At 68.1% G+C, this 26,925-nt stretch carries 23 protein-coding genes and 2 tRNA genes; 8 read left to right on the top strand and 17 right to left on the bottom strand.

The features are described from left to right. Positions 1 to 47: 47 nt before the first annotated feature. The 6 genes from KDB89_RS02720 to KDB89_RS02695 form a co-directional block, all read right to left on the bottom strand. Positions 48 to 1,505 carry a sugar porter family MFS transporter gene (locus tag KDB89_RS02720; protein WP_255556130.1) on the bottom strand — a complete coding sequence of 486 codons (1,458 nt, stop codon included), beginning with the start codon at positions 1,503 to 1,505 and terminating at the stop codon, positions 48 to 50. Between the two features lie 180 nt (positions 1,506 to 1,685). Continuing rightward, positions 1,686 to 2,378 (bottom strand): DUF3800 domain-containing protein, encoded by a 693-nt coding sequence (locus tag KDB89_RS02715; RefSeq protein ID WP_219083300.1) that lies wholly within the window; start codon positions 2,376 to 2,378, stop codon positions 1,686 to 1,688. 85 nt (positions 2,379 to 2,463) lie between these two features. Continuing rightward, a complete protein-coding gene (locus tag KDB89_RS02710; protein WP_219083298.1) occupies positions 2,464 to 5,505 on the bottom strand; it encodes a type I restriction endonuclease subunit R in 3,042 nt (1,013 codons plus the stop codon). Further along, positions 5,502 to 6,356 carry a restriction system modified-DNA reader domain-containing protein gene (locus KDB89_RS02705; RefSeq protein ID WP_219083296.1) on the bottom strand — a complete coding sequence of 285 codons (855 nt, stop codon included), beginning with the start codon at positions 6,354 to 6,356 and terminating at the stop codon, positions 5,502 to 5,504. The genes KDB89_RS02710 and KDB89_RS02705 overlap by 4 nt, the downstream gene beginning before the upstream one ends. Continuing rightward, a complete protein-coding gene (locus KDB89_RS02700) occupies positions 6,353 to 7,501 on the bottom strand; it encodes a restriction endonuclease subunit S (RefSeq protein WP_255556129.1) in 1,149 nt (382 codons plus the stop codon). Before KDB89_RS02700 ends, KDB89_RS02705 begins: the two co-directional genes overlap by 4 nt. 5 nt (positions 7,502 to 7,506) lie before the next feature. Continuing rightward, positions 7,507 to 9,072, bottom strand: coding sequence for a type I restriction-modification system subunit M (locus KDB89_RS02695; RefSeq protein ID WP_219083292.1), 1,566 nt, complete (start codon positions 9,070 to 9,072; stop codon positions 7,507 to 7,509). 249 nt (positions 9,073 to 9,321) lie between these two features. Here KDB89_RS02695 and KDB89_RS02690 point away from each other — a divergent pair, with 249 nt between their 5' ends. Then, complete coding sequence (locus KDB89_RS02690) at positions 9,322 to 10,209, top strand: hypothetical protein (protein WP_219083290.1); 888 nt, start codon at positions 9,322 to 9,324, stop codon at positions 10,207 to 10,209. Positions 10,210 to 10,342: 133 nt separating this feature from the next. Here KDB89_RS02690 and KDB89_RS02685 read toward each other — a convergent pair. The 3 genes from KDB89_RS02685 to KDB89_RS02675 all read right to left on the bottom strand — a co-directional run bounded on the left by KDB89_RS02685 (position 10,343) and on the right by KDB89_RS02675 (position 12,632). After that, positions 10,343 to 10,418: transfer RNA gene (locus tag KDB89_RS02685), tRNA-Ala, on the bottom strand. 59 nt (positions 10,419 to 10,477) lie between these two features. Beyond that, a complete protein-coding gene (locus tag KDB89_RS02680; protein WP_219083288.1) occupies positions 10,478 to 11,248 on the bottom strand; it encodes a hypothetical protein in 771 nt (256 codons plus the stop codon). Between the two features lie 94 nt (positions 11,249 to 11,342). Beyond that, entirely contained in the window at positions 11,343 to 12,632 is a 1,290-nt protein-coding gene (locus KDB89_RS02675; protein WP_219083286.1) for a molybdopterin molybdotransferase MoeA, read from the bottom strand. A 17-nt stretch (positions 12,633 to 12,649) separates the two neighbouring features. On the opposite strand from KDB89_RS02675, the gene KDB89_RS02670 reads away from it, so the two are divergent. The 5 genes from KDB89_RS02670 (at position 12,650) to mscL (ending at position 17,374) form a co-directional block, all read left to right on the top strand. Further along, on the top strand, positions 12,650 to 13,234 hold the full coding sequence (locus tag KDB89_RS02670; RefSeq protein ID WP_219083284.1) for a 5-formyltetrahydrofolate cyclo-ligase: 585 nt from the start codon (positions 12,650 to 12,652) through the stop codon (positions 13,232 to 13,234). A gap of 43 nt (positions 13,235 to 13,277) precedes the next feature. Beyond that, a complete protein-coding gene (locus tag KDB89_RS02665) occupies positions 13,278 to 13,592 on the top strand; it encodes an FmdB family zinc ribbon protein (protein ID WP_219083282.1) in 315 nt (104 codons plus the stop codon). Between the two features lie 79 nt (positions 13,593 to 13,671). Continuing rightward, a complete protein-coding gene (locus tag KDB89_RS02660) occupies positions 13,672 to 14,277 on the top strand; it encodes a CpaB family protein (protein ID WP_219083280.1) in 606 nt (201 codons plus the stop codon). A gap of 222 nt (positions 14,278 to 14,499) precedes the next feature. Then, positions 14,500 to 16,461, top strand: a complete 1,962-nt coding sequence (locus tag KDB89_RS02655) for a DUF222 domain-containing protein (RefSeq protein ID WP_219083279.1) — start codon at positions 14,500 to 14,502, stop codon at positions 16,459 to 16,461. Between the two features lie 544 nt (positions 16,462 to 17,005). Then, positions 17,006 to 17,374 carry a large conductance mechanosensitive channel protein MscL gene (mscL, locus tag KDB89_RS02650; RefSeq protein ID WP_219084170.1) on the top strand — a complete coding sequence of 123 codons (369 nt, stop codon included), beginning with the start codon at positions 17,006 to 17,008 and terminating at the stop codon, positions 17,372 to 17,374. Positions 17,375 to 17,446: 72 nt separating this feature from the next. On the opposite strand, the gene KDB89_RS02645 is transcribed toward mscL, so the two are convergent. Beyond that, a complete protein-coding gene (locus tag KDB89_RS02645) occupies positions 17,447 to 17,806 on the bottom strand; it encodes a hypothetical protein (RefSeq protein ID WP_219083277.1) in 360 nt (119 codons plus the stop codon). Then, on the bottom strand, positions 17,784 to 19,163 hold the full coding sequence (locus KDB89_RS02640) for a UTP--glucose-1-phosphate uridylyltransferase (protein ID WP_219083275.1): 1,380 nt from the start codon (positions 19,161 to 19,163) through the stop codon (positions 17,784 to 17,786). Before KDB89_RS02640 ends, KDB89_RS02645 begins: the two co-directional genes overlap by 23 nt. Positions 19,164 to 19,294: 131 nt before the next feature. Between KDB89_RS02640 and KDB89_RS02635 the strand changes: the two genes are divergently transcribed. Next, complete coding sequence (locus KDB89_RS02635; protein WP_219083273.1) at positions 19,295 to 19,606, top strand: hypothetical protein; 312 nt, start codon at positions 19,295 to 19,297, stop codon at positions 19,604 to 19,606. A 3-nt stretch (positions 19,607 to 19,609) separates the two neighbouring features. Here KDB89_RS02635 and KDB89_RS02630 read toward each other — a convergent pair whose 3' ends face one another. From KDB89_RS02630 to KDB89_RS02620, 3 genes are read right to left on the bottom strand one after another with little or no spacing between them, the layout of a single operon-like run. After that, positions 19,610 to 22,198: a multicopper oxidase domain-containing protein gene (locus KDB89_RS02630; protein ID WP_219083271.1), complete on the bottom strand. Its 2,589-nt coding sequence runs from the start codon at positions 22,196 to 22,198 to the stop codon at positions 19,610 to 19,612. Then, positions 22,195 to 23,283: a DUF8744 domain-containing protein gene (locus KDB89_RS02625; protein WP_255556126.1), complete on the bottom strand. Its 1,089-nt coding sequence runs from the start codon at positions 23,281 to 23,283 to the stop codon at positions 22,195 to 22,197. The genes KDB89_RS02630 and KDB89_RS02625 overlap by 4 nt, the downstream gene beginning before the upstream one ends. 21 nt (positions 23,284 to 23,304) lie before the next feature. After that, a complete protein-coding gene (locus KDB89_RS02620) occupies positions 23,305 to 23,586 on the bottom strand; it encodes a DUF2249 domain-containing protein (RefSeq protein ID WP_255556125.1) in 282 nt (93 codons plus the stop codon). Between the two features lie 144 nt (positions 23,587 to 23,730). Here KDB89_RS02620 and KDB89_RS02615 point away from each other — a divergent pair, with 144 nt between their 5' ends. Then, positions 23,731 to 24,213, top strand: a complete 483-nt coding sequence (locus tag KDB89_RS02615; RefSeq protein WP_219083267.1) for a pyrimidine dimer DNA glycosylase/endonuclease V — start codon at positions 23,731 to 23,733, stop codon at positions 24,211 to 24,213. Positions 24,214 to 24,572: 359 nt separating this feature from the next. Here KDB89_RS02615 and KDB89_RS02610 read toward each other — a convergent pair. The 3 genes from KDB89_RS02610 to KDB89_RS02600 form a co-directional block, all read right to left on the bottom strand. Further along, positions 24,573 to 24,648, bottom strand: a tRNA-Arg gene (locus KDB89_RS02610). A 205-nt stretch (positions 24,649 to 24,853) separates the two neighbouring features. Then, a complete protein-coding gene (locus KDB89_RS02605) occupies positions 24,854 to 25,825 on the bottom strand; it encodes a M14 family zinc carboxypeptidase (RefSeq protein ID WP_219083265.1) in 972 nt (323 codons plus the stop codon). A gap of 86 nt (positions 25,826 to 25,911) precedes the next feature. Then, positions 25,912 to 26,922: a dihydroorotate dehydrogenase-like protein gene (locus tag KDB89_RS02600; protein ID WP_219083263.1), complete on the bottom strand. Its 1,011-nt coding sequence runs from the start codon at positions 26,920 to 26,922 to the stop codon at positions 25,912 to 25,914. Between the last annotated feature and the right edge of the window lie 3 nt (positions 26,923 to 26,925).

Raw genomic sequence — 26,925 nt, 5'->3', positions numbered from 1 at the left:
CGTCTGTGCGGCAGGGTGGCGAGAATCAGGGAGGGTGGCGACCGCGCCTACTTCGACGCCGCCCCGCTAAACAGCGTCTCCGCCTGCTCGAGCTCCATGCCCTTCGTCTCGGGGATCCTCCACCAGACGAACAGGAACGAGCAGGCCGCCATCACGGCGTAGAAGCCGTAGGTCACCGGCAGAGACCAGGCGCTCATCGACGGGAACGTGACGGTGATGAGGAAGTTCGCGACCCACTGCGCGCCGGCGGCCACGCCGAGGGCCTTGCCGCGGATCCGGCTCGGGAAGATCTCGCCGAGCAACACCCACACCAGCGGACCCCAGGAGGCGCCGAAGCCGACGACGAACACGTTGGCCGCGACCAGCGCCACCGGTCCCCACGGGGCACCGAGCACGACCTCGCCCGCCGCGTCGGTCGTCGCGAAGGAGAAGGACAGCGCCATGAGGCCGAGCGAAACGGCCATCAGGACCGAGCCGGTCAGAAGGATGGGTCGGCGGCCGAGGCGGTCGACCAGCGCGATGGCCACCAGCGTGACGACGACGTTCGTGACGGCGGTGTAGACGCTGATCAGCGACGCGTCGGTGAAGCCGACCGAGCTCCAGAGGCTGGTCGAGTAGTAGAAGATCACGTTGATGCCGACGAACTGCTGCAGCACCGACAGGATGATGCCGACCCAGACGACGCCGTGCAGGCCGAGGACCGGACCGCGGAGCGAGACGGTCCTCTTCTCTCGCTCCGACTCGATGCTGTGCGTGAGTTCGCGCATGGTGTGCTCGAGGTCGGCGGGCGGCACCAGCCGGGAGAAGACCTCCCGGGCCTGCGCCACCTGGCCCTGCGCCAGCAGGTAGCGCGGCGACTCGGGCAGCGTGAACGCGAGCAGGCCGTAGACCAGCGCGGGGATCGCGCCGACCAGGAACATCCAACGCCACGCCTCCAACCCGAACCACAGCACCTGGTCGGCCCCGCCTGCGGCGCTCTCAAGCGAGAAGTCGCTCATCAGCGCGACGAAGATGCCGAGCGTGATCGCCAGCTGCTGCAGTGACGCGAGCGCGCCGCGGATCTGCCGGGGCGCGACCTCCGCGATGTACGCGGGAGCGACCACCGACGCGATGCCGATCCCCAGGCCGCCGATGATGCGCCAGAGCACCAGAAGCGTCACGGTCGAGGCCAACGCGGCGCCGATCGAGCTGAGGAAGAACAGCACCGCGCCGAGCAGCATGACCTTCAGACGTCCCCAGCGGTCGGACAGGTTTCCGGCCAGCACGGCGCCCACCGCGCAGGCGAGCAGCGCGATCGCCACCACGAGCCCGACGGCCGCCTTGCTGAGGGCGAAGTCTCCCTGGATCGAGTCCACGGCGCCGTTGATGACGGACGAGTCGAACCCGAACAGGAAGCCACCCACCGCCGCGGCCACCGACATCCCGATCGCCCGCCTGCCGTACGGACTGCGGAGGCTGAACGCGTTCTCGGGAATGTTCTCGGATCCGGAGGTATGCGAAGTCACGGCCGCGACTCTACCGATGCGCGCGGGCATCTAGCCGAGAGGCAGCAGCAGGCCGAGTCTCATGGCAGGCACAGCTCACTTCAGATGGGAGAGGATCCACCAGCCAAATCGAGCATCACCCAACGCGTCAGCGGACCCGTGCTGGCCATGGCTCACGCCAGGTCCGGGTCGCCTCACCGATCATCTCAGCCATGCGCCGGACGGATGCATCCGCGTCCGGTGTCCTTGAGACGCAAGCTCCCTCCGGTGAAGGATGAACGCCACCATGTCTGCCAGTTGCACCCCGGCGCTTCGGGCCGAGTCCACGAAGTGGATCGAGTCGATCACCGTCGCCAGGGGCGACGGCCAGCGCCCCAGAACGCGGCCAGCGCCGAACTCTTGCATGCGCGTGACCATCCTGGTCGCGTTGACCTGATGCTGTTTGGCTTCGTCAGCAATCAGGATTCGTCGCTTCACGCCCCCGGCTGTCTGATATGCATCAACTTTCTCGACCAAGAACTGCAGCGCAAGCAGGTACGCGTCCTGCACCATCGAGTCGTCGTACTTACGCCGGAGCGCTTCCTTCTGAATCGTTGAGTGACCGACCCAGATCCGCAACTCTGCTAGGAGGCCGAGCAGCTCTTCATACGCAGCTAGCAGCTGCGCAGGTGTCTTACCTTCCCAAGGGCCACGTCCGTTCCACACTTCGACTCCGTGCCACTCAAACCCGGTCTGGCCTCCGCCGAGATGAGCGACAGCGATCTCGCGCATTCGATCGCCGAGCCCACGGACTGCAGCTTCGTCGACCACTACAGCTGCGAGAATCAGGTTAGGTTGACGACGCGCACCCTTCCCCGCTGAACCAGTCTCATCAAAATAGACTAGGTCTGCCATCGCTCTCCGATTTCATGCGCATGCTGGCGAGGGCTAGCCACGGTGCCCACCCGCGGGTCACTATCCCCTTGTCGCTTGATAGGCGTCATTCGCTGTCCCCTGAACTCAGCCCGAAGAAGCGCTCGAAGAACGCCCCCAACTTCTGGATCACCCGCTGCTTCTTCTCGCCGTGGCCGCCGCTGGGAGCGAAGCGCGAGACCGGCGGGAGCACCTTCGTGATGGCCGTGCCGCTGGTGCGGATCTGGCCGTCACGGAAGGCAGTCTCGACGAAGGCGCGGGCCGCGGCCGGTCGCAGGCTCTCCTCATCAATGATGGTGGCGAGTTCCGCCTCACGCTTGGCCGCGATGAACGCCCTCCACTCCTGGTCGATCTCGCCGTCGGCCGAGAGGGAGTCCACGAAGTCCTCGATGAGGTCCTTCTTGTTGCGCAGCGTCGGGCTTGCGTCGACGGCGCGGGTGATCTCGGCGCGGATCTCCTTGTCGTCGCCGTCGCCTCGCTCCTCGCGGTACTTCTGCACCAGCATCAGGATGTAGTCGACGTTGATCTCGACCTGCTTGATCAGCTCGATCTCGAAGACTACGTCGTCGTTGATCTGCTCCTTGTCGGCGTCCTTGTCCTTGCGGTACTCGGCGAACAGGTCGAGGTAGACGCTGCGGTAGTCCTGGCCCTGGCGGTCGGTGAGGATCGCGTTGCCCGTGAACTCGTCGAAGGACGTGAGGATGTTCTGCAGGCGCAGGATTGCGCCGAAAAGCTTGATGAACTCCTTCTGGGCGGCCTCCCCGACGATCGGGTATCCCAGGGGGAAGGAGTCGAGCAGCTCTGTGACCTTCTCGGCGTAGTCGTCGTAGTACTCGGCGTACGGCTTGAGGAGGACGACGCCGCGGGCGTCCTTGTTGCCGAACAGCGCGATCGCGTCGTTCGTCTCCTCCTCGAGGTCGCGGAAGCTGACGATGTTGCCGTACGTCTTCACCGAGTTCAGGATGCGGTTCGTGCGAGAGTACGCCTGGATCAGGCCGTGGGCGCGGAGGTTCTTGTCCACGAACAGCGTGTTCATCGTGGTGGCGTCGAACCCGGTGAGGAACATGTTGACGACGATGACCAGGTCGATCTCGCGCTGCTTCAGCTTGAGCGACAGGTCCTTGTAGTAGTTCTGGAAGCGGTCCGCCGAGGTGTCGAACGACGTGCCGTACAGGTCGTTGTAGTCCTGGATGGCATCCTCGAGGAAGGAGCGGGCGTCCATGCTCAGCGCGCCCGTCTCGAAGCCCTCCTCCTCGAGCGCACCGTCCTCGACGGCGTCGTTGGCGCCGTAGGAGTAGATCAGGCCGACCTTCAGGCGCCTGCCCGGCGGCAGGTGGTCCTGCTGCAGCTGGAAGTGGCTGTAGTAGACGCGGGCCGCCTCGATCGAGGCCGTCGCGAACAGTGCGTTGAAGCCCCTCACGCGGCGTTCACCGAGCGTGTAGTGGTCCGCGCGCTTGGTCTTCTGGTCGAAGTGCTCCAGCGTGTAGGCCACAATCTGGCTGATCCGCTCCGGGGCGAGCAGCGCCTTCTCGGTGTCGATCGCGGAGACCTGCTTGTCGACGACGTTGCCGACCTTGATCGTGTTGACGTAGTCGATCCGGAACGGCAGCACGTTCTTGTCGGTGATGGCGTCGACGATCGTGTAGGTGTGCAGCTTCTCGCCGAATGCCTGCTCGGTGGTCTTCAGCTGCGGGTTGCCGCCGGTTCCGGAGTTGGCGGCGAAGATGGGCGTGCCGGTGAACCCGAACAGGTTGTAGCGCTTGAACGCCTTCGTGATGGCGGTGTGCATGTCGCCGAACTGCGAGCGGTGGCACTCGTCGAAGATGATCACCACGTGTCCGCCGTAGATGGCGTGGCCCTTGTTCGCGCCGATGAAGGTCGACAGCTTCTGGATGGTGGTGATGATGATCTTTGCCGCCGGATCCTCGAGCTGCCTCTTCAGCACCGCGGTCGAGGTGTTGGAGTTGGCCGCGCCCTTCTCGAAGCGGTCGTACTCGCGCATCGTCTGGTAGTCGAGGTCCTTGCGGTCCACGACGAACAGCACCTTGTCGACGCTGGGCAGCTTCGACGCCAGCTGTGCCGCCTTGAACGACGTCAGCGTCTTGCCGGAGCCCGTCGTGTGCCACACGTAGCCGCCGGCCCCGACGGTGCCGAGCGTCTTGTAGTTGGTGGAGATGTCGATCTTCTGCTGGATCCGCTCTGTGGCCACGATCTGGTACGGGCGCATCACGAGCAGCAGGTGATCGGCCGTGAGGACGCAGTACCTGGTCAGGATGTTCAGTAGCGCGTGCTTAGCGAAGAACGTCTTCGCGAAGGCGGTCAGCTCGGTGATCGGCCTGTTCTGCGCGTCGGCCCACCACGAGGTGAACTCGAACGAGTTCGACGTCTTGCGGACCTTCTTCTTCCCGGCCGCCTCGCTCAGGTGCTGGCGGCGGGTGGTGTTGGAGTAGTACTTCGTAAGCGTGCCGTTGCTGATCACGAACAGCTGCACGTACTCGAACAGGCCGGAGCCGGCCCAGAAGCTGTCGCGCTGGTAGCGGTCGATCTGGTTGAACGCCTCGCGGATGTCGACGCCGCGGCGCTTCAGCTCGATGTGCACCATCGGGAGGCCGTTGACCAGCACGGTCACGTCGTAGCGGTTCGACCGGGCAGACCCGCCCTCCCCCTCGCCGATCTCGTACTGGTTGATGACCTGCAGCCGGTTGTTGTGGATGTTCTGCTTGTCGATCAGCGTGATGTTCTTGACTGTGCCGTCGTCGCGCTTCAGCAGCTGGACGTGGTCCTCCTGGATGCGGACGGTCTTCTCGACGATGCCGTCGTTCGCGCCGGCGATCCGCTCGGTGAAGAACTGGGTCCACTCGGCGTCGGAGAACGACGTGGCGTTGAGCGCCTCCAGCTGCACGCGGAGGTTGGTGACCAGCTGGGCCTCCGACGTGATCGGCAGGTACTCGTAGGCCTGCGACTGAAGCAGGCGGATCAGTTCCTGCTCCAAGGCAGCCTCGGACTGGTACGTGGCCTCGGCGTGAGCATCCGGCACGTACTCGGCGACGACCGTTGACTCCGCCGACACGGCGATAGGTTCGTACCGTCGGGCGGGTGCCTCACTCATCTCGATTCTCCAATCCGAGCGGCATCGCCGTCCTCCTGCTGAGCCAGCCACTGGCTCCGGAGCGCCGCGAGGGTGACTCCGGTGAGGCTGCCGACATGCCATGTGGTCCACCCGTTCGACGACTGGAGTCGCAGCGCGTTGGCCGCGGCCGTACTCGGTGACCTGTAGGCGACGCCACGCACGACGATTTCGCCGTCGGCGGTGACCGTGCCCGTTGCCTCGACCTTGCCCTGCCGGAGGTGGAGGGTTTCGCCGCCGCGAACGAGCCCGCTTGAGACGAGGTCGGCGAACGTGACGTTGAAGGACGCCCTGCCGCCGGATGCGTTCACGGGTGTCTCGTCTTCGACCTGCTGCTCCGGGTTGCTGCGCGTGATGTCGATGCCCGCCAGCCGCAGCGCGGCCAGGATGCTCTTCACGAAGGAGTCGAGCGAGAGCATCATGTGCTTCGGCAGCGTGTCGTCTCCACTCGCCTGTCCCTGGATGACCGTCCGGTTCTCGAGGGCGGAGATCTCGGCGGACACCCGACCTTCGAGGTAGCCGATCTCCGCCGTGTTGAACCCGTCTGTCGTGTCCCGCCTGACGGCCACCGCGCGCCGCCACGGCAGCTGCTCCTTCACGTTGTGCTGTCCCAGGCGACCGCGCAGCTTGCGTGCCTGACCCACGTACACCTGCCCGGACCCGTCACCCGTCAGCAGGATGTAGATGCCCGGGACGTCCCACTCGGAAATCGGCAGAGACTTCAGGTGTGCCCGGTCAACGTAGGCGACCCGCAGCGCGTGCTCGACGAAGTCCGCGATGACCGGAGCCTCGGAGTCCGACGGGATCTGCACATTCACTGGCGTGGTGCTCATTCGGCCGCCTCCTTGAACGTCAGGAGCTTGTCGCGGTAATACTCGTACTGTTTGCGCCGAGCGGCCTGCTCTGCCGCAAGGCCGATACTCAGGTCGTTGACGAGGGCGTCGAACTTGTCGAGGACGCCGGCAATCCTGCATTGATCCTCAAGAGGCGGCAGCGGGATTCTCAGACTCTTTAACAACCTCGCAGTAACGAGAGGTTGCCCTCCCCCGACCGCGTACTGATTCAGATTCATCTGCGTCAACTGATGAAAGGCGAAGTGATCATTCCACGCCTGCGACGGCCTCAAGACGAGGGTGTTGTCGGACACGTCATAATCACCACGCACCGCACTGACGCGCCCTGCGTTCGCCCCGACGCGCGCAATGAGGAGCGCCTCACCTGAGTACTGAGGAGCATCCGTGGTGCCGATCTGACCAGTCGATCCGAAAACAGGGTATGCACCACCAGCGACTCGCTGCGTGTTTCGTCCGGAAGAGATCCTAGAAGCAATTTCACCGACAGTCACACTGGGCGCACCGCTCAACGCAAGAGCCTCGGCTCGCATGTGAGCAAACTGGCACTTCCGAGCCTCCAGCTCCGCCTCCAGCTCCGCCTCCAGCTCCGCCTCCAGCTGAGTGAACTGATCCAATATTCTCACGATCTCCCGCTGCACCTCGAGAGGCGGCACGGGGATTCGCACCTTCTCCAACTGCTTCGCCGAGACATCGATGACCTTCGTCCCAGTGGCCAACGCACGCTTCTGCTTCACAAACGCGGGCGATTGGAACCAGTATGAAAGGTACTTCGGATCGAGACTGTGCTTGATGACTGTCGCGTGTCCACCAGTAACGATCGGCTCCGACCCAAGCCAAGCAACCGCTTTGCACACATCATCAATATTCTCACTCGTATTCGTGATGATGATGTCACCTGTGCTAGCCGCGGCCAGCTTCACGGCCTTCTCCGGCGTTACGAACGAGAACGTGGACTCAGCCCAAACCCCGTAGCGCGTGTAGATCTGTCCGTAGTGGATCGCCCCAACACCTGAATCGGTGAGATCCGTCTTCGGCATGCCGTTGCCGCGGATAAAAGTAGCGATGTCACCCAGCGCTCGACGCTCGACACCTCCCGGGGCAAGCTCTGCGAGCAGGGTATCCACGCTGCTCACTGGGCGTTCTCCAAGTCGGCGACGATTGCGTCGATGGAGGTCCGCAGCTCGGCCTGACGCGCGACGATGCGGGCGATCTCGGCGTTCAACTCTTCGATGTTGACCACCTCGCGGGTGTCCTCGGCCTGGACATAGGACGAGACGGCGATGTTGTAGTCGTTGTCCGCGATGCTCTCGTTCGTGACGAGCGCCACGCGGTGATCGACATCTGCACGGTCCTCAAGGGCCTTGAGGATGGTCCGCTGGTGCTCGGGCGTCAGCTTGTTCTTGTTGCCGACCCGCTTGAACTCGGCCGAGGCGTCGACGAACAGCACGGAGTTGTCGGTCTTCGACTTCTTCAGCACGATGATGCAGGTGGCGATGGTGGTGCCGAAGAACAGATCCGGCGGGAGCTGGATGACGGCGTCGACGTAGTTGTTGTCGATGAGGTACTTGCGGATCTTCCGCTCGGCGCCGCCGCGGTAGAGGACCCCGGGAAACTCAACGATGGCCGCGGTGCCGTTGACGGCCAGCCAGCTGAGCATGTGCATGGTGAAGGCGAGGTCGGCCTTCGACTTGGGCGCGAGCACGCCGGCGGGCGCGAAGCGCGGGTCGTTGATGAGCAGCGGGTTGGCGTCGCCCTCCCACTTGATGGAGTATGGCGGGTTGGAGACGATCGCCTCGAACGGCTCGTCGTCCCAGTGGGCTGGGTCGATGAGTGTGTCCCCGAGCGCGATGTCGAACTTCTCGTAGTTGATGTCGTGCAGAATCATGTTGATGCGCGCGAGGTTGTAGGTGGTCAGGTTGATCTCCTGGCCGTAGAACCCGCCGACGTTGTCGCGCCCCAGTACCTTGGCGAACCTGAGCAACAGGGAGCCGGAGCCCGCTGCCGGGTCGTAGACCTTGTTGACGCGGGTCTTGCCGGCGACGGCGATCTGCGTTAGGACCTCCGAGACCTCCTGGGGCGTGTAGTACTCGCCACCGGACTTACCGGCCTGCGAGGCGTACATCTGCATGAGGTACTCGTAGGCGTCGCCGAACAGGTCAATGGCGTTGTCGCCGAAGTCGCCCAGCGGCAGGTCGCCGATCGCGTCGAGGAGCTTGACCAGCTTCTCGTTGCGGCGGGCCACCGTGCCGCCGAGCTTGGAGCTGTTGACGTCCAGGTCGTCGAAGAGGCCCTTGATGTCGTCCTCGGATCCCGTGCCGACGGCGGAGCCCTCGATGTTCTTGAACACCCGGGCGAGCGTCTCGTTCAGGTTTTCGTCGCGCGGCGCTCGTGCACGCACGTTGCAGAACAGCTCGGACGGGAAGATGTAGAAGCCCTTCTCGTCGACGGTGTCCTCGCGTCCGTACTCGGCCTGGCTGTCCGCCAGCTTGGCGTAGTCGAAGGCCGTGTCGCCCGCGTCGTGCTCGCCCTTGTTGATGTAGGCGGTGAGGTTCTCGGAGATGAACCGGTAGAAGAGCATCCCGAGCACGTAGGACTTGAAGTCCCAGCCGTCGACCGATCCTCGCAGGTCGTTCGCGATGCGCCAGATGGTCTTGTGCAGCTCGGCGCGCTGCGCCTCTTTGGTGGTCGGTGCCATGTGGTTCGTCTCCTGCGCGCCGGGCGCGTCTTGAGTTGTGGGCTCGGATTCTCACCGTATCGCCAGGCGCCGACATCTGTCCGGCGGCACTCGGTTTCGCGGAACGTCGGATCAGGTCCGCTGGCATCGGGAGTCACGGTGCCTCAACGGGGACAGGTACGGTCACCAGCTTCCCCTGCTCTGACAGAAGTGTCGGTCCCCCACCCCATACTGGGGCCATTCGCGAACTCACCAGGAGGATGGACAACGATGCAGGCAGACGAGATGGGTTTCGAGGAGGTGGTCCTGGCGGTCGCGGGCGCAGCTCTCGAGCAGAACGGCGTCGCGGTTCAACCCTTTCGCACGGAGACTGGCTACGGTCTTCGCGACGAGGAGGCGGGTGGCGATCTCGACCTCGATAACGTAACGCTCTCTGCGAGAGAGGCGGGACCCGATTGGCGCGAGGTGGTCGACGGCTGGGTGGGCCAGTACCTCCTGGCTCGGGCGGAGAGGCTCCACGAACCGACTGAGGCAGAGCTGCGGTCCTCGATCCGCACTCGCCTGACGGTTGCTGACGAAGCCCGCTCCTATGCGCGGGAGTTCGCGTCTGACCTGTACGTCGCCCTGGCCATCGATGGGGCGACGAGCGTGAGGATGCTCACTGACGCTTCGCTTGCGAAGTCACCCATCGACATCGACGAGCTCTACAGGCTCGGGCAGGCGAATACGGACGCTGAGCCCGTGGACGAGGTCTTCCAGCTCGACGACGGTGTCAACGGGATCGCTGGCGACTCGTTCTTCATCGCGTCGAAAGTCTCGAACTTCCCAGCGCTCCTCGACATCATCGGCCCGGCACCGCTCGGTGCGGCATTCGCTCCAGTCAACCGATCCCTGGTTCTGTACACCGTCATTGCGGACTCCGAGACGGGGTGGATGGGCCCCGTGATGTCACTCGCCCAGCAAGTCAGCGGGCTCGTCAACGACGAAGAGTTCGACCACCCCGGAGGGTTGCTTACCGGTACGACGTTCTACTGGGCGCCCGATGGCCGGGTGGAGTACCTCGCCCGACAGTCCATGCTCCTCGAGGGCGAGCCGACCATCACTATCCTGCCGGGACCGGCCTTCTCCGACTTCGTGATGGCAGCCAGCACGCACTGATCCCCAGAAGGTTGGCATCAGGGCGTAACGCCGCAACTACTGGCACAACAAACAGAGAGAGCCCGGCCGATGGCCGGGCTCTTTGTGACATATCTCGCGACTCATCCAAGACAGATGTCTCGACTCATCACCCTGGTGGAGCTAGGGGGATTCGAACCCCCGGCCTTCTCATTGCGAACGAGACGCGCTACCAACTGCGCCATAGCCCCAGGTTGCCTTGCAGCGTCGATGAGTTTAGCAGCGCTGCGCGGCGGGTACCAACTCGCAGTCACTCCCCCACGGCGCGGGGGCGGAACTCGGTCACGCTGGCCTGCGACGACTCCTCGTCGGCCTCCGCGACGGGGGCCTCCTCGGGGCGGTCGGCGGTCGGGACGACGTTGCTGGACGCGGAGACGGGGGCCGACAGGTCGATGGTGCGGACCGTGCGGGGCAGCAGCGGCTGCGATACGTAGCTCGCCGACGCGACGGGGACCGGGTCCCACAGCGCCCCCATGGACGGCGGTACAGAGAGGTCGACCGATATCTCGATGGACTCGCTCGCGTCGTCGTCGGACAGGTTGATGACGACCGTGTCCTCGCTCTCGTCGAACCCCCGCTCCAGGGCGGCGGCGCGGGCGTCGAGGCTGCGGTGCATCGCGACGACGGAGAACCGCGCGACGCCGACGAAGGCGACGAGCAGGCCGCCGGGGATCGCGAGCGTCCACCACCCGGTGACGCCGACGATGGACGTGACGAGCAGGGTGACCAGCGCGACGACGAGCGTGCCCATCACGACGAGGCGGCGACGGGCCGCCTGGCGGGCGATCATGCCGAGCTCGGTCAGGCCTGCGCGGCGGGTGAGCGGGGTCGTGACCTCGCACTCCTCGCCGTCGGGGCGGTAGTCGAGGACGTCCTGGCGCAGGATCCGCACGGACTGGGAGAACCGCTCGGTGGGGTCTCCGTCCAGCTCCTGCTCGGGGCTGCGCTGCGCGGCGACCCACGGCATCGCGAAGGCCATGGCAGCGACGACGACAAGGGCGATCAGGATTCCGGCGAGCACGGTCCTACCGTAAACAACATCCCTGTGATTTACAGGGCGACATTCCGACGCCGACCCGCAGATCAGAAGAAACTCTCATGAGTTCCTCAGGGACTCAGTCCTCCTCGTCGAGGAGCCACACGCGCACGGCCTCGCCGGGGCGCACCACCTCGAGGTGCTCGTCGAGCACGATCAGCGCGTTGGACGCGGCCAGCTCGCCGAGCGCGTGCGGCATGGAGACCTGCTCGACGTAGCGGATGCTGCCCTCGCTGCGGACGTGTCCGCGAAGCAGGTGCAGCTGCCCCTTGACGGAGCGCAGTGTGCCGGTCGCGATGGCGCGGGCGGAGCGGTGCTCGGTGGTCGCACCCATCAGGCGGCGGATCAGCGGGCGACCGAAGGCCTGGAACGTGACGTAGGCGCTGACCGGGTTGCCGGGCAGCATCAGCATGGGCACGCGGTCCTCGCCGACGAGGCCGAACGTCTGGGTGCGGCCGGGTGACATGGCGACGGCGACGGTGTCGACCAGCCCGATCTCGTCCATCACCGACGCCATGGCCTCGTAGTCCTCGCGGCGGCCGCCGGTGGCGGAGATGACGAGGTCGGCGCGGATCAGCTGGTCGGTGACGGTCTGGCGGATCTCGTCGACGTCGTTGGAGTGCACGGCGACGCGGAACACGGTCGCTCCGACGGCGCGGGCGGCGGCAGCGATCATGAACGAGTTCGCGTCGGCGGCGTCGCCGGGCTGCATCTCGTCGCCCGGGTCGACGAGCCGGTCGCCGGAGCTGACGATCACGACGCGGGGGCGGGGCCGGACGAGGACCTTGTCGACACCGGCGCCGGCCAGCAGGCCGATGCCGCGGTCGCCCAGCACGTCGCCGGCGCTCAGCAGGCGCGTGCCGCGGCGTAGGTGCTCTCCGGCGGCGCGCACGTACTCGCCGTCGGCGACCTTCTCGATCAGCGTGACCAGGCCGTCGGCCAGCGTCGCGAACGTCGCGGGCAGGACCGCGGTCGCCCCGGCGGGTAGGGCGTCGCCGGGCGCGACCACGACGGCCCCGGAGGCGGGCAGCCTGTCGACGCCACCGTCGACCAACGTCAGCGGCGCGGCCAGCTGGCCGTCGTCGACCAGGTCGGAGGCGCGCACCGCATAGCCGGCGATCTTGGCGGTGCTGTTGGCGGGCACGTTGACCATCGAGTCGATGTCCTCGCACATGACCTGGTCCCAGGCCTCGAGCAGCGACATGCCGAAGGGCCGCAGCGGCTCCACCAGGCTGAGGAGGTACTCGGTGTGGTCCGCAACGCTGCGCAGGCCCGCGGCGTCGGTCGCGGGGGGTTCGGGGAGAGTGGGCTCCTCGATCGGCGCTTCGTCGACGACTTCCATCTGAGGCTTACGGGCGAACCAGGGCATGACCATACGATAGGCCAATGGCCGCTACCGCCCGGAAGGACCCGCTGCGAGCCCTGATCTCACAGCAGCGCTCCCTGGTCACCCCGCGTCAGTGGGCCGTCGAGGACGCGGCGCGGACCGGCTCCGTCCTCCGGCTGCTCGGGCCCGAGCCCGGCGAGGGTCGGGTCGTCGCGCTCTACGCCGCACGGCGCGGGGAGCCGGGCACCGCCCTCCTGATCGAGCGGCTCGCCAGGGACGGCTGGCGGATCCTGCTCCCGCTGCTGAAGCGCACCCCCGACTGGGCGTGGCACCGCGACGGGGATCCGCTCGCCCCCGGCTGGGCGGGCATCCCGCAGCCGGCCGGCCCCGGCCTGGGCGCCGAGGCGATCGCGCTCGCGGAGATCGTCGTGGCGCCGTGTCTGGCCGTCGGGCTCGACGGAACACGCCTAGGCACCGGGGGTGGCTGGTACGACCGGGTTCTGCCTCATCGGAAGCCGGGCGCGAAGGTGCTTGTCCTCGCCAGGGACGAGGAGGTCTTCCACACCGTGCCGAGCGAGCCGCACGACGTCGGCGTCGACATCGTGGTCACACAGACCACGGTTCGGAACCTCCGGGGTAGTTGAACTATCATGGTGAGGTTCCCACCCCTTTCCGAGGAAAGTCTGCATGCCCACCTACCAGTACCACTGCAAGAACTGCGGCGCCGAGCTTGAGGTCTTCCAGCGCTTCAGCGACCCGTCGCTGACCGTCTGCCCCGAGTGCGAGGGCGAACTGCGTAAGGTCTTCAACGCGGTCGGCATCGTCTTCAAGGGCTCGGGCTTCTACAAGACAGATTCACGCGGCGGTTCCTCCACCATCCCGGCCGGCAAGGCGAACGAGACGGCTCAGCCCTCCACTCCGGCGAAGGAATCGACGGCTCCCGCGAAGAAGGAGTCGGCGCCCGCGGCGAGCGCGGCAGCCCCGAAGGCCGCGGCCTCCTGAGGCTCGTTCTCGCCGGACAACGCAGATCCCGCCTGTGGACAGGCGGGATTTTTGCTGCCCGAAACGCCATCACGGGGGTATGAGACGCATCCTCGATCCCCTCGTCGGCTTCGTCGCCTGGCACCGTCGCGCCATCGGAGCCCTGCTGGCCATCGCCGCCGCCCTGCTGCTCGCGCACGGGCTGGCCGCGGGTCCACCGTCGGCTCGAGTCGTCGTGCTGACTGCCGACGTCGCGGCCGGGGACCCCGTCACGCAGGTCGAGTTGCTCGACGTGCCCGTCGGCGCGCTGCCCGATGACGCCCTCACGTCGCTGGAGGAGGTGGCCGAGCGCCCGGCGGCCGTCCCCCTGACCGCCGGGACCGTGCTCCAGCCGGGTCTGCTCGGACGCGGTGCGACGCGGAAGGGGACGGTCGTGGTGCCCGTGCTGGTCACCGACGACTCGGTGCGGTCCGCGCTGCGGCCGGGCGACGTCGTCTCTCTCATCGCACCGGGCGAGGCCGGGGCGGAGGTCGTCGCATCGGGGGCCAGGGTGGCGTCGTTGCCGGCGGCAGGAGATACGGGCGCCGTCAGCCTGTCGACGGGAGGCTCCGACGCCGTGCTGGTGGAGGTGTCGGACGAGGTCGCGGCGACGGTCGCGGTGCTGGGCCAGAGCGGTCAGCTGAGTCTGGTCCTCGGGTCGCTGTGAGTGGTTCGGGTCGTTGTGAGCGATCGTTCGGGTCGTTGTGAGCGGTCGTTCGGGTCGTTGAGCTCGTCGAAACGCCCTGAGCGGTCGTTCGGGTCGTTGAGCTCGTCGAAACGCCCTGAGCGAAGCGAAGGGATCCAGCCCGGGTGGACAATCCCAACCCCCGCCTGTGGATAATCCGACTGGCGTGCGAAAACTGTCGGTGGCGGGTCGTAGCGTTGTCTCATGGAAACCCGACGACGCGACGACTCCCGGCAGGCGATGGAACGCCTCCGCTCGGGCATCGCCATGCGCCGCCGCGGCGAAGCCGAAGAACTCGAAGGGATCTGCGACCTCGCCCTCGCCTACCGGTTGGATGAGGCCGACCTCCTCGACTACGGCACCGCGACCTACCGCGACCGCGACACCAAGCTCCCCGAGAAGCTGATCCATCCCGGAGGAGAAGGCACCCCATCGGTGTCGGAGTTCCTCGCCATGGAGATCGCCGCCCTGACGCGGTGTTCGCAGACCTCGGCGATCGAGAAGATCGCCACCGCCCTGAACCTGAAGTACCGCCACCCCGTGCTGTTCGAGGCCGTCATCAACGGTGAGGTCGAGAAGTGGCTGGCCGCGAAAGTCGCCTGGCTGTGCCGGGACCTGAACCCGATGCAGGCCGAGAAGGTCACCGCCCGCTGGCTGCCCCTCCAGTACGGCCTGGTCCCCAGCGCCGCACTGCGGGAACTGCGGAAACTCATCACCCGCGTCGACCAGGCCGCCGCCCGGGAACGGGAAGCCGAGGCTCGAGCGCAGCGCGGTATCTGGCTGCGCGACCTCGAACCCGGCATCACGTCAATCGGTGGCCGGCTCGATGTGCTGGACGGCCGGATCGTCGACGAGCGACTGCACCAGATCTCCGAGCGGCTCAAGACCCGCTACCCCGGGCTGGACCACTCCGCCCGCCGCGCGAAGGCCCTGTCCCTGGCCATGAACCCGGACCTGCTGCTCACCATCCTCGCTGCCGACCAGCCTGCCCTCACCATCGACCTGGACAGCCCCTACAGCGAGTCGGACATCGGCAAGGCTGCACGGCCCTCGGCCCTCGAGCCGCCGCTGGCAGTGGAGCCGCCTGACGAGGACGATGAGCCCCCGTTCCCTGACGATGAGCCTCCCGACTGGCAGCCACCCGACGATCCACGGCTGGATCACTCGGGTGGAGTGGGTCCTTTCGCTTCGCTCAAGGCGCCTCGACAGGCATGTGCTGAGCCCCGTCGAAGTGCTCGGCGACCCGAGCGGTTCTCTGAGCTCGTCGAAGGGCCGCCTGACGGTGCCTCATGGTCCGCCACTTCGGTTGGGGTTGGTCCTTTCGCTTCGCTCAAGGCACCTCGACAGGCTCGGCGACCCGACAGGTTCCCTGAGCCGCCCCGGTTCCCTGAGCCGCCCCGGTTCCCTGAGCCGCCCCGGTTCCCTGAGCCGCCCCAGCCCCCTGAGCCGCCCCCGTTGTCTGAGCCGCTCCGGTTCCCTGAGCTCGTCGAAGGGCGCCGAGCGCAGCGAGGCGAGGGCCCTCCGCTCCGCGCATCGCGCCACGACAGGGTCTGCTCGGACGACGCACCGATGCCCACGACCCCACTGCCTCGGGTAGAGATCGTCGTCCACATCACCACAGACGCCGACGGGAACCTCGACCCCGTCGCGTCGGTCGAACGCGCCGACGTGCTCACCACCACCCTCCTCGGCGAACTGCTCGGCGACGGCTACCGCAACGGCGAGATCACCCTGAAGGTCCAGCCCGTCATCGACCTGAACCACATGCCCGCCGCCGACGGCTACCGGCCGACGCAACGGATGCGTAAAGCCCTCCGGCTGCTGCGCCCCACCGAGGCATTCCCGTTCTCCACCCGCACCCGCGGCCTCGACATCGACCACAACACCAGCTACCAGCCCGGACACCGAGGCCAGACCCGACTCGCGAACATGGCGCAACTCTGCCGCCGCGTCCACCGCGGCAAGACCAAAGGCGCCTGGATCCTGAACCAGATCGCACCAGGCCACTTCAGATGGACCAGTCCCCTGGGCTACGTCTACGAAGTCACCCACAACGGGGCCTGGCTCGAATGCACCCCGGACCTCGGCCCACAACTCAGCCCCATCGACACAGCAATGCGAGACTGGCTCGACGCCCTCGACGACGACCACACCCTCACCGGCTGACACCCTGTCACTCGGCAGGTTCGTCCCTTCGCTCCGCTCAGGGCCCTTCGACAAGCTCAGGGAACCGGGTACAGCTCAGGCCCTTCGACAAGCTCAGGGAACCGGGCGGGTCGCCGAGCCTGTCGAGGTGCCCTGAGCGAAGCGAAGGGATCAAGCCCGGGCATGGATGCCCACACCCCAGATCCACGTTTCGTCAGCGCTGGCGCGCTTCCGTCAACGCCCTTCGACAAGCTCAGGGAACCGGGCGGGTCGCCGAGCCTGTCGAGGTGCCCTGAGCGAAGCGAAGGGATCCAACCCGGGCAAGGACTTCCCCTTCGCTCCGCTCAGGGCCCTTCGACAAGCTCAGGGAACCGGGTGCAGCCCAGGCCCTTCGACAAGCTCAGGGAACCGGGGCGACTCAGGGAACCGGGGCGACTCAGGGAACCGGGGCGGCGGACGAGCGCCGGGGGCCGACCGAGCGCCGCTGCTATAGTCCCAACCGCTCGCGGGACCGCGACCGTGCGGACCCGTTTCCCCTCACCAAGGAAGTAAGTGATCTGACATGTTGCAGGGCTTCAAGGAGTTCCTCCTCCGCGGCAATCTGGTCGAGCTGGCCGTCGCGTTCGTCATCGGCGCGGCCTTCTCGAGCGTCGTGGAGAGCTTCACCGCGATGTTCATGGACGTGCTCGGCAAGATCGGCGGCACCCCCGACTTCTCGTCGTGGAACCCCGGCGGGGTGGGCGTCGGGTCGTTCCTGACCGCGCTCATCTCCTTCATCATCATGGCCACCGTCATCTACTTCGGCGTCGTGATGCCCTACAACAAGGCCAAGGAGTTCTTCGACCGGAAGAAGCAGCCCGCCTACGCCGGCCCGACGACCGAGAGCCTGCTCGCCGAGATCCGCGACCTCCTCAAGGAGGAGCAGCCCCGCTGACGCTCCGCCCGGCTCATGGCCTTCCCGCGCCGCGGGCTCAGTCCCGGCGCGGGGCCTCCCCGCCCCGCAGGCTCAGCCCCAGTGCGGCGGCCGGTCCGCGACGAGCCGCTGCTCGTCGCGGTTGAGCCGACGGTGCGCGGGCGTCGCGGGCGCCAGCCCGGTGAGCCCGAGCTCCCGGCGGAGCGCCGCGAGGGCCGCGTCGAAGCGTGCAAACCCGATTGCCCGCAGGTCCTCGATCGGCACCTCGAAGGGCCACGGCTCGCGGGCGTGCTGACGCTCGCGTCGCACGGCGCCCAGCGCATCCGCGTCGAAACCGACCCGCGCCAGCGCCTCGGCGACGGGCACCTCACCGCTCAGCTCGATCTGCTGACCGGTGAGGGCCCGCGCCAGGGCGGAGGCCAGCTTCGGGTCAGGAACCGAGTCGGGTGCCAACGGGGATCTCCTGAGCAGACCCCTCGTCGGCCAGCTCGACGTCGCCCACCACCACGACGCCCTCACCGAAGGTCCAGTCGCCCGCGACCTTCAGGCTCGTGGCCTTGCACAGCGACGGGGCGCTGGGGATGCGGGCGGTGAAGTCGTCGACCAGCTTGTAGAAGCGCCCGTCGAGGCTGATCTCGGGGCTGGTCTCCGTGCGGGCGACGAGCTTGCCCTCGGCGGTCAGGTCGTAGACGTCCGAGCGCAGCAGCAGCAGCTCGTTGGTGGTCTTGACGGGCAGGAAGCGGTCGCGCCCGACGCAGATGGCGGTCGCGCCCTCGAACACCTCGACGGCGGCGCCCATCGCGGACTCCACCTGGATGACCGGCGTCGAGTCCTTCTTCGCCGGGTCGACGGTCTTCTCGTTGCGGATCAGCGGCAGGCCGAGCACGGAGCCGCGCGCGACGAGGGCCTCCTTGAGCTTGACCAGGTCGAACCACAGGTTGTTGGTGTGGAAGAACGGGTGGCGGTGCTCGTCGGTGAAGTAGTCCATCTCCTCCGGCGCGGTCTGCGCGGTGTCGCGGAGGATGAGCTGGCCGTCGGCCTTGCGGATGGCCAGGTGGCCACCCTTCTTGTCGTTGATGGTGCGGCGGCACAGCTCGGCGGCGTACGGGGCGCCGGACTTGGCGAACCAGCCGGCGATCGTCGCGTTGGGCGCGGCGCCGAGGTTGTCGCCGTTGGAGACGCACGCGTAGCGGAAGCCGGCCTCGATGAGCTGGTCCAGCACGCCGGAGCCCTCCAGCGCCGGGTACAGGTCGCCGTGGCCGGGCGGGCACCACTCGAGCGTCGGATCCTCGGCCCACTCGACGGGGGTCAGGTCGTCGGCGCGGAGCTTGGGCTCCTGGTTCTGCAGGAAGCTCAGCGGCAGCCCCTCGACCGGCAGCTCGGGGTAGCGGGCCAGGTGGGCCAGTGTGTCGTCCTGCGTGCGGAACGAGTTCATCAGCAGCAGCGGCAGGCGGGCCTCGTAGCGCTCGCGCGCGGCCAGCACCTGGCGGACGATCAGGTCGAGGAAGTTCTGACCGTCGCGCACCTTCAGCAGCGTCTTGGCCTTGTCGAGGCCCATCGACGTGCCGAGCCCGCCGTTGAGCTTGATGATCACGGTCTGACCGATGGCCTCACGTGCCTCGGCGCCGGTGATGTCGACGTCGGCGAGCATCGGCGGGTCGAGCAGCGGCTCGATGGTGTCCTCGCGGATGACGCCGGTCTCACCCGACTCGAGAAGTTCGTAGAAACGGGAGAACACCTCGATGGCCGGGGCTGACACCCCCGCGGCTAGCATCTTGTCCCTGGCGGCTTGCAGACCAGCTGCTGACACGTCGATTCCCTTCGTCGGATTCCGCGTCCGATCCTAACCGGACCCCGCGCAGCGGAGAATCCGGAGCCTCTCACACGCCTCTCTGGCGTGTCTCACAGCTTTCGCACAAGTCCGAGTTACAGGGTTGGCCCATGATGATCCTCAGCCACGAAGCAGTCTTCACCGTTGACGGCGTCCGCTGCGCCGTCGTCACCACCCGACCCGAGGCTCTGATGCCGGCAGTTCCGGTCGTCGAGGAGGCGGTCTCCGCCGCCGAGGTGCGCGTCGCGTACTGGCAGCGGATGGGCATCGCGTCGCTGGCGAAGGCCAGGCTGGCCGAGCGCATCGTCGCCAGTCTCCGGGCCCTTCTCCCCGGCGGGTTCATGGTGCGGATCGGCGACGAGCTCGCCACCGCGGGAGAGCGCCCCGACGGCGGCTGGCAACTGTTGCCCGCCGCCGCCTGACAGCTACCCGGTCACCTCGACGACGCCGTGCGCCCCGCGCTCGGCGTCGATCATCACGTGGCTGACGACGGGGTAGTGACCGGCCTCGGTGAAGGTGAGTTCGACGAACCCGCCCTCGGCCGGCTGCAGGGCCAGCGCCTGGCCGCCGCCTCCGGTGGTGCCGAACGCGTCGGTGCCGTCGCGTAGGAGGTAGGCGCCCTCGCGGTAGACGGTGTCGAACTGGCCGCCGACGATGTGGAAGCTCATGGCCCGGCTGGGGCCGGCGTCCAGCACGAAGAAGCGGACCGTCTCCCCGACCTTCGCGACGAACGGCTCCTGGTCGTACTGGTTGGCGATGCCGTTGAACACCACCCTGGCCGGGTCGCCCGTGGCGACCGCGGCGGCGTCCACCTCGGTGGCCCCGTCGGCGCTGTCGGCGAGCTGGCCGTACACCTCGGACTGCACGACGACGTACTCCCTGTCGACGTCGGCAAGGCCCTCCTCCGGCTCGATGATGACCGCGCCGTGCATGCCCGCGGAGATGTGGGAGCTCATCGGGGCGGTCGAGCAGTGGTACATCCACACCCCCGCCCGGTTCGCGGTGAAGGTGTAGACGAGGCTCTCCCCCGGCGCGATGGTGCGCATGGGGTCGTCGGGCGCGATGTCGCCGGCGTGGAAGTCGATCGAGTGGCCCATCGACCCGTCGTTGATCAGCGTGATCTCGAACGTGTCGCCCACCCGCCCCCGCAGCACCGGCCCGACGCCGTTGCCGTTGAACGTCCACCGGGTCTGCCACAGGCCCGGCGCCACCTCGAGCGGCACCTCGGTTACGCGGAACTCGTAGCGGTGCACGTCGCCGTCGCCGAGCGCGGGGGCCGTCGGGTCGACGACGGAGCCGATGGTCGCGCCGTCGTCGGCCGTCGCGCCGTGGTCCATGGTCGCGTGGTCGTCGGGAGTCGCAGACGCGATCGCGGTCGTGCCGTTGACGACGATGTCGAAGGTCATGCCCATCTGTCGGTGGCCGACGACGGTGCACCAGCCCTGCTCGCTCGCGCCGATGACCCCGAGGTCGAGGTCGGCGGTCTCCCCCTCGGCGAGCCGCGGGGTCCGCTGGCCGGCGATGGACAGGTCGTGCACGTTCGTGGGGTCGGTGTTGGTGAGGTGGATGACGAGGCGGTCGCCCGCGTTGACCTCGACGCTGCTGGGCGTGAACTGCATGTCGTGGGCGGTGACGTCCACCTCGACGATGCGGCCCGTCGCGGGGACCTGCGCCGAGGTCGTCGTCCCGCCGACGGCCTGCGGGTCGAGGCCGAAGCCGAGCGTCAGCGCCAGGGAGAGTGCGGCGATGCCCGCGATGAGCCCGTTGCCGGTCAGCGCGGCGGGTCGCTCCGTGGGACCCGTGGCCGGTTCCCCGCGGGCGGCCCTACGGCGCTCAGCGACCGACGCCCGGGTCCCGGCGATCAGCAGCGGGATGAACACCGCGAAGGCCGCGAGCACCACCACGGAGACGGTGACGCGCGCCCAGCTGGTCAGCGGGAGCAGCCACAGGAGCAGCCCGCCGTTGGTGATCACGAGCCGCGCCGTCGCCCAGCGGTCGAACCAGGCCGCGCCGGCCCGGACGACGCGCGGGCCGCCGCCGAGCACGGAGGGGATGAGGTAGGACAGGGCCCCGGTGAGGAGGTGCAGCAGGAATCCGACGACCCACACGGCCGCCAGCAGCGGGTAGCCGTCGGCGAGCTGGAGGTCGTCGGAGAAGGCCACGTGCCAGGCCGTCATGAGGAGCGCGACGCAGGCCCAGAGGGCACCGGCGCCGATGGATGCCGAGGCGAACTCCCGCGGGGGCTGGCGGCGGGCCGGCGCGACGAGGCAGCGACCGAACCAGACGAGTCCCGCCGCGTAGCCGAGGATCCCGACGGCCGCGACGACGCGGAGCCCGACGAGCGAACCGGCCACGATGACGCCGAGGGCAACCAGCAGGATCGGGAGCGCCTGCCGGGCGAGAGCCTCCGCGCGGTCGTCCATCCGGGTCCGCAGCACCGTCGGCCAGAACGTGACGAGAGTGCCCACGACCGTCAGCCCGACCCAGCCGAGCAGCATCACCATGGTGTGGGCGACGAGGAACCGGGCGTGCCAGGCATCGTCGAGCCCGAAGGCCAGCGTCGCGCCGAACCCGGCGCCAACCGGCAGGCACAGCGCCGCGGCGACGTAGTAGCGCACGCAGATCCGGAAGCGACCTGGCAGAGCACGGCGTAGGTCGTGGACGAGCACCGCCGCGTGCCAGCCGACGGCCACGGAGACGATGCACGCCCCGACGACGACCATCGGCCACACCGCCGTCGGCACGCCGACCAGGACCAGCAGGGACCCGACGCCCAGCGCGCCGAGCCGGATGTCGGTGAGCCGCCTCGTCGCGTCGTCGGCGCGGGACTTCAGCAGCGCCGAGGAGAAGTGGGCGCTCCACACCATGATGGAGTGCGTGATGGCCCCGAGCGCGACCAGGTGCACGAGAAGCCAGGTCGACTCGGGGATCCAGCGGTGGGCGATCGCGACGGCGACCGCCGCGACGAACCAGGCGACGACGGCGTAGTCACGCCACGAGCGGCCGCGCCTCATCCCTTCACCACCGAGTAGATGACGGTGACTGCGAAGGCGAGCATGGACACCACGGTGAGGATTCCTCCGACCTGATAGACGTGGACGGCCGCGGTCAGCGCCCCAACCGTCCGCACGGCCAGTCCGCACTGCAGGAGTGCGAGCGGGATCCACATGACCGCACGATACGGGAGCGCCCGGCCGATGACGGCGGGGAAGATTATGGGGGCGTGCGCCATGATCATGGACACGCCGAAGCCGAGGAAGACGCAGTGGATGACGGCGTCGTACGCGCCGCCGTCGGTGACCGCGCCTGCCACGAGCCAGATGGCTCCGGCGACGGCGAGCCACACGTTGCCCGCCAGGAGAGCGGCCGCGTTGAACCGGCGCAGACCTCGCGAGCGGATCATGCGGCGGCCCACGTCGTCGCGGATCAACCACACCGAGACCAGCACCGCGCCGAGCCCGAGCACGCGTGACCCTGCGTCGGGCAGCACCACCGACAGGCCAGCACCGGCGCCGACGACCGCCGTCACGGTGAGCAGCATCCGCACGGCGCCGGGGCCCATCGTCAGCTGCGCGAGCTCCGCACGCTCGGACGCGATCGTGAGGATCAGGTAGGCGGCGAGCAGCGGAATCACGGCCGGGAGGTCGGCGACCAGCAGGCCGAAGGCCGCGCACACGGCGAACAGCACCGCCAGCGCCTGGGCCGCCACGAGTGGCAGCGGGGCCCTGACCCACAACGCGACGGCCACCGCGAGGAAGGCGATCGTGCCGTCGAACAGCAGCAGCATCCCGAGCGTCTCCGGTGCTCCCGCCAGCAGGGCAACGGCCCCGGCTCCCAGCAGCGTGGGCGCGAGATAGGCGAGCGGGTTGCGCAGCGCCTGGGCCCGCTCGAGCGAGATGAGCGTGCCCATGAAGCCGAGCACCATGACGGGGCCGTGGAGCTCCCCGACCCGCGTCGAGGCCACCGGGGCCCACACCCCCAGCCGGACCAGGCCGGCGTTCAGGCCACTTAGCAGGGACACGCCCGCGAGCGCGATGCACGCGACCCGCCAGCGGACCCAGCGGTCTGTCGGGGTTCGGGTCTCAGGGCCCCGGCTCATGGTGGGTCGGGCCTTACCGGCTCAGGCCCGCGACAGCTTCAGTCGCCAGGCCTCCGGGCCGCGCTGCAGGTACTCGACCGTGATGCCGGAGCCGTGGCGATCCTTGATCTGGGTGAGCAGCGGTTGCGGGTCATGCGGGGCGATCAGCACGAACCCGGAGCCGGTGCGCACCGAGTCGACCACCCCGAGGATCGCCGCATGACGGATGGCGTGCGGGATCGCCCGGGCGTCAAGCTCGGGCAACGACTCGTCGTGCGCACCGCAGCCGCAGGTGGACTGTGCGAGGAGGTTCAGATCAGTCACGCGCCTGATGGTACCCCGACCGCATTGTGTACACATGAGGCGGCCCCGCGCTGCCTGTGGCGGCCCAGATCTCGGCGGCCGCATCCACCGGGTCTGTCTGGGCGCGCCTTGCCCGAGCATGCGTCGCCGGGTCACACTGGCCGCATGCGCCTGTGGTCCCTTCACCCCCGGCTCCTCGACAGGCAGGGGCTGACCGCGTGCTGGCGTGAGGCGCTGCTGGCGCAGGCCGTCCTGGCCGGCCGGACCCGCGGCTACCGCAACCATCCCCAGCTGGATCGCTTCCGGGCAACCGCCGACCCGATCGCTGCGGTCGGCGGCTACCTCGCGGCGGTCGCCGATGAGGCTGAGTCCCGCGGCTATCGCTTCGACAGGACCAGGATCGATGCGCCGGGTGGGTATGGCGGTTCGGTCGCGGACGGCGGTTCGGTCGCGGACGGCGGTTCGGTCGCGCACGACGGGACCATACCCGTCACCGACGGCCAGCTGTCGTTCGAGTGGCGGCACCTTGCCGCGAAGCTGGCGGTCCGGTCCCCCGCCTGGTTGCCGGATCCCGGCCCGGGGACGCCGTCCCACCATCCGCTGTTCCACGTCGTCGCTGGCCCCGTCGAACCGTGGGAACGGGTGTGACCTCGACCACCCTGCCCGCACGCCGCGGAGGACGGGGCAGGTATCAACAGCGTGCCTTGTCAACGGCAGTTCGCCGCACCGGGATCGCTTAACTGACCCCGCTGCAGCGCCCGTGAGGCGGGGGTCTAGAGTCCTTCTTGTCGCTCCCTTGGCCTCCCCCCATTGCCACAGGGAGCGACACTGTTTCCCGGGCATGTCGGCACCGTCGCCGACCTCAGCCTCGCGGTACGAGGGTCCAACCCGACCCCGGCCCCACGCCTCGTCGGCACTGGAGCGTCTCGTCGGCGCCCTTCGACAGGCTCAGGGAACGGCAAACCGCCGCCGACTCGGCAGCACACCTTGTCAGCGACGGTTCTGGCTGGCGGCCCCGGGAGGATTCGAACCTCCGGCACATGGTTTAGGAAACCACTGCTCTATCCCCTGAGCTACGAGGCCAGCGGGTACAAGGATAGCGGCCCTGAGACGGTGCCCGCACCGTCGGCACCCTGGCCGCGAAACGTACCTCAGCCGCGCGGGCGTCAGCCAGCCCGGCGCGACGACGAGGCAACCGCCGTCGCCAGCCCCTGTCCAGGACGGTTCTTTTGTTGGCGTCTGGGGGTGGGCCGACGGGGCCGGGGGTGGGCCGACGGGGCGGGGCACGTCAGTAGTGGCCGCCCAGGGCCTTGACGAGGCCGTCGCGGGCGGTGCCCGTCACGTACTTCTTCGACGGCGAGGAGCCGTACTCGACCGTGATCGCGGCCCCGTCGAGGGTGTGGTTGACCCACTGGGTCATGGTGCCGCGGCACCCGGTGCGGCAGGTGAACGCCTTCGAGGGCAGCTTCAGGTACCTGATCAGCCGCTTCTGCAGGGCCGTGTTCTTCACGCCGTCGCTGTCGACGCCGTAGAGCGGCTGGTGGATGCCGACGACGTAGCGGGGGTCGACGTCGGCGAGGAACGCCTTCAGCGCCTTCGACTCCGGCTCCGAGAACGCCTTCGGTCCCGAGTAGTAGCGACCCTTCGCCGTCTTGACCCACTTGTGGCCCCAGTTGCGGTTGAGGTCGACACCGCGGGCATTCGCCCTTGTCCCGGACGCATAGCCGTCGGGGTTCACCGTCGGGATCACCCACAACGAGATGCCCTCGACGGTGCGGGAGTCGGCCATCAGCGCCCTGGCGGTGTCGACGCCCGCCTTCTCCTCTCCGTGGAACTGGCCGATGACGACGGCGACCTTGGACGCGTCGGGGTCCCCCACCTGGTAGGCGTAGATCGTCCGCCCCTTGACGGACTCGCCGACCTTCACACGCGAGACCCACTGGGCCTTCTTCGTGTACTTGAAGGTCACCCAGTAGACCTTCCTGTTCAGCACGATCTGCAGGCGTCCGTGCTCGCGGACGCCCGTGTGCCGGACCGTGCTGCCCTTCCTGATGATGCGGGCGTAGGCCTTGCCCGAGCTCGCCTTCCACAGGTGCAGCTCGGCGGTGGCGATGCGGTAGCCGACGGTCTTCGGCAGCGCGGCCGCCTTGGCCGGTGCGGTGAGGACGGGCGAGGCGGCTGCGGGCGCCGCGACGAGCGGCCCGCCCGCCATGGCCAGGGCGAGCAGCGCTGCGGCGACCGCGTGTCGGGTGCGGGTCATGTCGGGGCTCCGTTCCGCGTCGAACAGTGTCCGTCACGGTAACCCCGACCCCGGGTCAGCCCTCCCGCACCCTCAGGCGGTCCGGCTCAGCGCAGCGACCCGTAGGTCTTCTTCGCCTTCTCCAGCGCCGACACGTACCCGGCGCGCTCGTACGCGTCGGTCGCGGTGTCCTTCGGGACGGCCAGCAGCCCGCGAGCCTGGGCCAACGGCAGGTTCCGCGCCTCCAACCACTCCTCCAACCCGTCGACGAGCACCTGGGCGTAGGCGGCTCCGCGGCGCACGAGCGCCGACGTGGTCATCACGACGTCGGCGCCGGCGAGGATGTACTTGATGACGTCCTCCGCCGTGTCGACCCCGGTGGTCGCGGCCAGCGAGGCGCGGACCTTGTCGCGGAGCACCGCGATCCAGGTGCGGGGCAGGCGGGCCTCGATCGGCGACGACAGCGAGACGCCGGACTCGATCGTCACCCGGTCGATGTCGATGTCCGGCTGCAGGAAGCGGTTGAACAGCACGAGTCCATCCGCCCCGGCCGCATCGAGCTGCAGCGCCATGTTGCCGACCGACGAGAAGTACGGGCTGAGCTTCACGGCCACCGGCACGCCGACGGTCTGCTTGACACCCGCGAGGATGTCGACGTGACGCTGCTCGACGTCGCGGCCGCTCATCGTCAGGTCGCCGGGCACGTAGTAGATGTTCAGCTCGATCGCCGCGGCGCCGGCCTCCTCGAGGCGTCGGGCCGTCTCCGTCCAACCGCCCACCGACGCGCCGTTGAGCGACGCGATGACAGGCACCTCGCAGAGCCGCGTGGCCTCCTCGACCAGCCTGAGGTACGGGTGGCTGGCGTCGCGGCGCGCGCTCGGGACGTTGGGGAAATAGCTGATCGCCTCCGCGAACGAGTCGTCGTACAGCTCCTCCAGCTCGGCGATCGACGCGGCCTCGCGGCGCAGCTGCTCCTCGAACAGGGAGTAGAGCACGATCGCACCCACGCCCCCGTCGTCGAGCGATCGGATGCCCGCCACCGTCTGCGACAGCGGGCCCGCGGACGCGACGAGCGGGTTGCGCAGCTCGAGTCCGAGATACCTCGTCGTGAGATCCATTGG

It is taken from the genome of Tessaracoccus palaemonis, assembly GCF_019316905.1.
GTDB lineage: Bacteria > Actinomycetota > Actinomycetes > Propionibacteriales > Propionibacteriaceae > Arachnia > Arachnia palaemonis.
Note: the sequence above shows the minus strand (reverse complement) of the source record. Positions and strands in the feature narration are given on the sequence as shown.

Coding starts and splice junctions, on each gene's coding strand:
- KDB89_RS02715 (WP_219083300.1), bottom strand. CDS start 2,378: ATGGCAGACCTAGTCTATTTTGATGAGACTGGTTCAGCGGGGAAGGGT.
- KDB89_RS02710 (WP_219083298.1), bottom strand. CDS start 5,505: ATGAGTGAGGCACCCGCCCGACGGTACGAACCTATCGCCGTGTCGGCG.
- KDB89_RS02705 (WP_219083296.1), bottom strand. CDS start 6,356: ATGAGCACCACGCCAGTGAATGTGCAGATCCCGTCGGACTCCGAGGCT.
- KDB89_RS02695 (WP_219083292.1), bottom strand. CDS start 9,072: ATGGCACCGACCACCAAAGAGGCGCAGCGCGCCGAGCTGCACAAGACC.
- KDB89_RS02690 (WP_219083290.1), top strand. CDS start 9,322: ATGCAGGCAGACGAGATGGGTTTCGAGGAGGTGGTCCTGGCGGTCGCG.
- KDB89_RS02675 (WP_219083286.1), bottom strand. CDS start 12,632: ATGCCCTGGTTCGCCCGTAAGCCTCAGATGGAAGTCGTCGACGAAGCG.
- KDB89_RS02670 (WP_219083284.1), top strand. CDS start 12,650: ATGGCCGCTACCGCCCGGAAGGACCCGCTGCGAGCCCTGATCTCACAG.
- KDB89_RS02665 (WP_219083282.1), top strand. CDS start 13,278: ATGCCCACCTACCAGTACCACTGCAAGAACTGCGGCGCCGAGCTTGAG.
- KDB89_RS02660 (WP_219083280.1), top strand. CDS start 13,672: ATGAGACGCATCCTCGATCCCCTCGTCGGCTTCGTCGCCTGGCACCGT.
- KDB89_RS02655 (WP_219083279.1), top strand. CDS start 14,500: ATGGAAACCCGACGACGCGACGACTCCCGGCAGGCGATGGAACGCCTC.
- KDB89_RS02635 (WP_219083273.1), top strand. CDS start 19,295: ATGATGATCCTCAGCCACGAAGCAGTCTTCACCGTTGACGGCGTCCGC.
- KDB89_RS02630 (WP_219083271.1), bottom strand. CDS start 22,198: ATGAGGCGCGGCCGCTCGTGGCGTGACTACGCCGTCGTCGCCTGGTTC.
- KDB89_RS02625 (WP_255556126.1), bottom strand. CDS start 23,283: ATGAGCCGGGGCCCTGAGACCCGAACCCCGACAGACCGCTGGGTCCGC.
- KDB89_RS02615 (WP_219083267.1), top strand. CDS start 23,731: ATGCGCCTGTGGTCCCTTCACCCCCGGCTCCTCGACAGGCAGGGGCTG.
- KDB89_RS02605 (WP_219083265.1), bottom strand. CDS start 25,825: ATGACCCGCACCCGACACGCGGTCGCCGCAGCGCTGCTCGCCCTGGCC.
- KDB89_RS02600 (WP_219083263.1), bottom strand. CDS start 26,922: ATGGATCTCACGACGAGGTATCTCGGACTCGAGCTGCGCAACCCGCTC.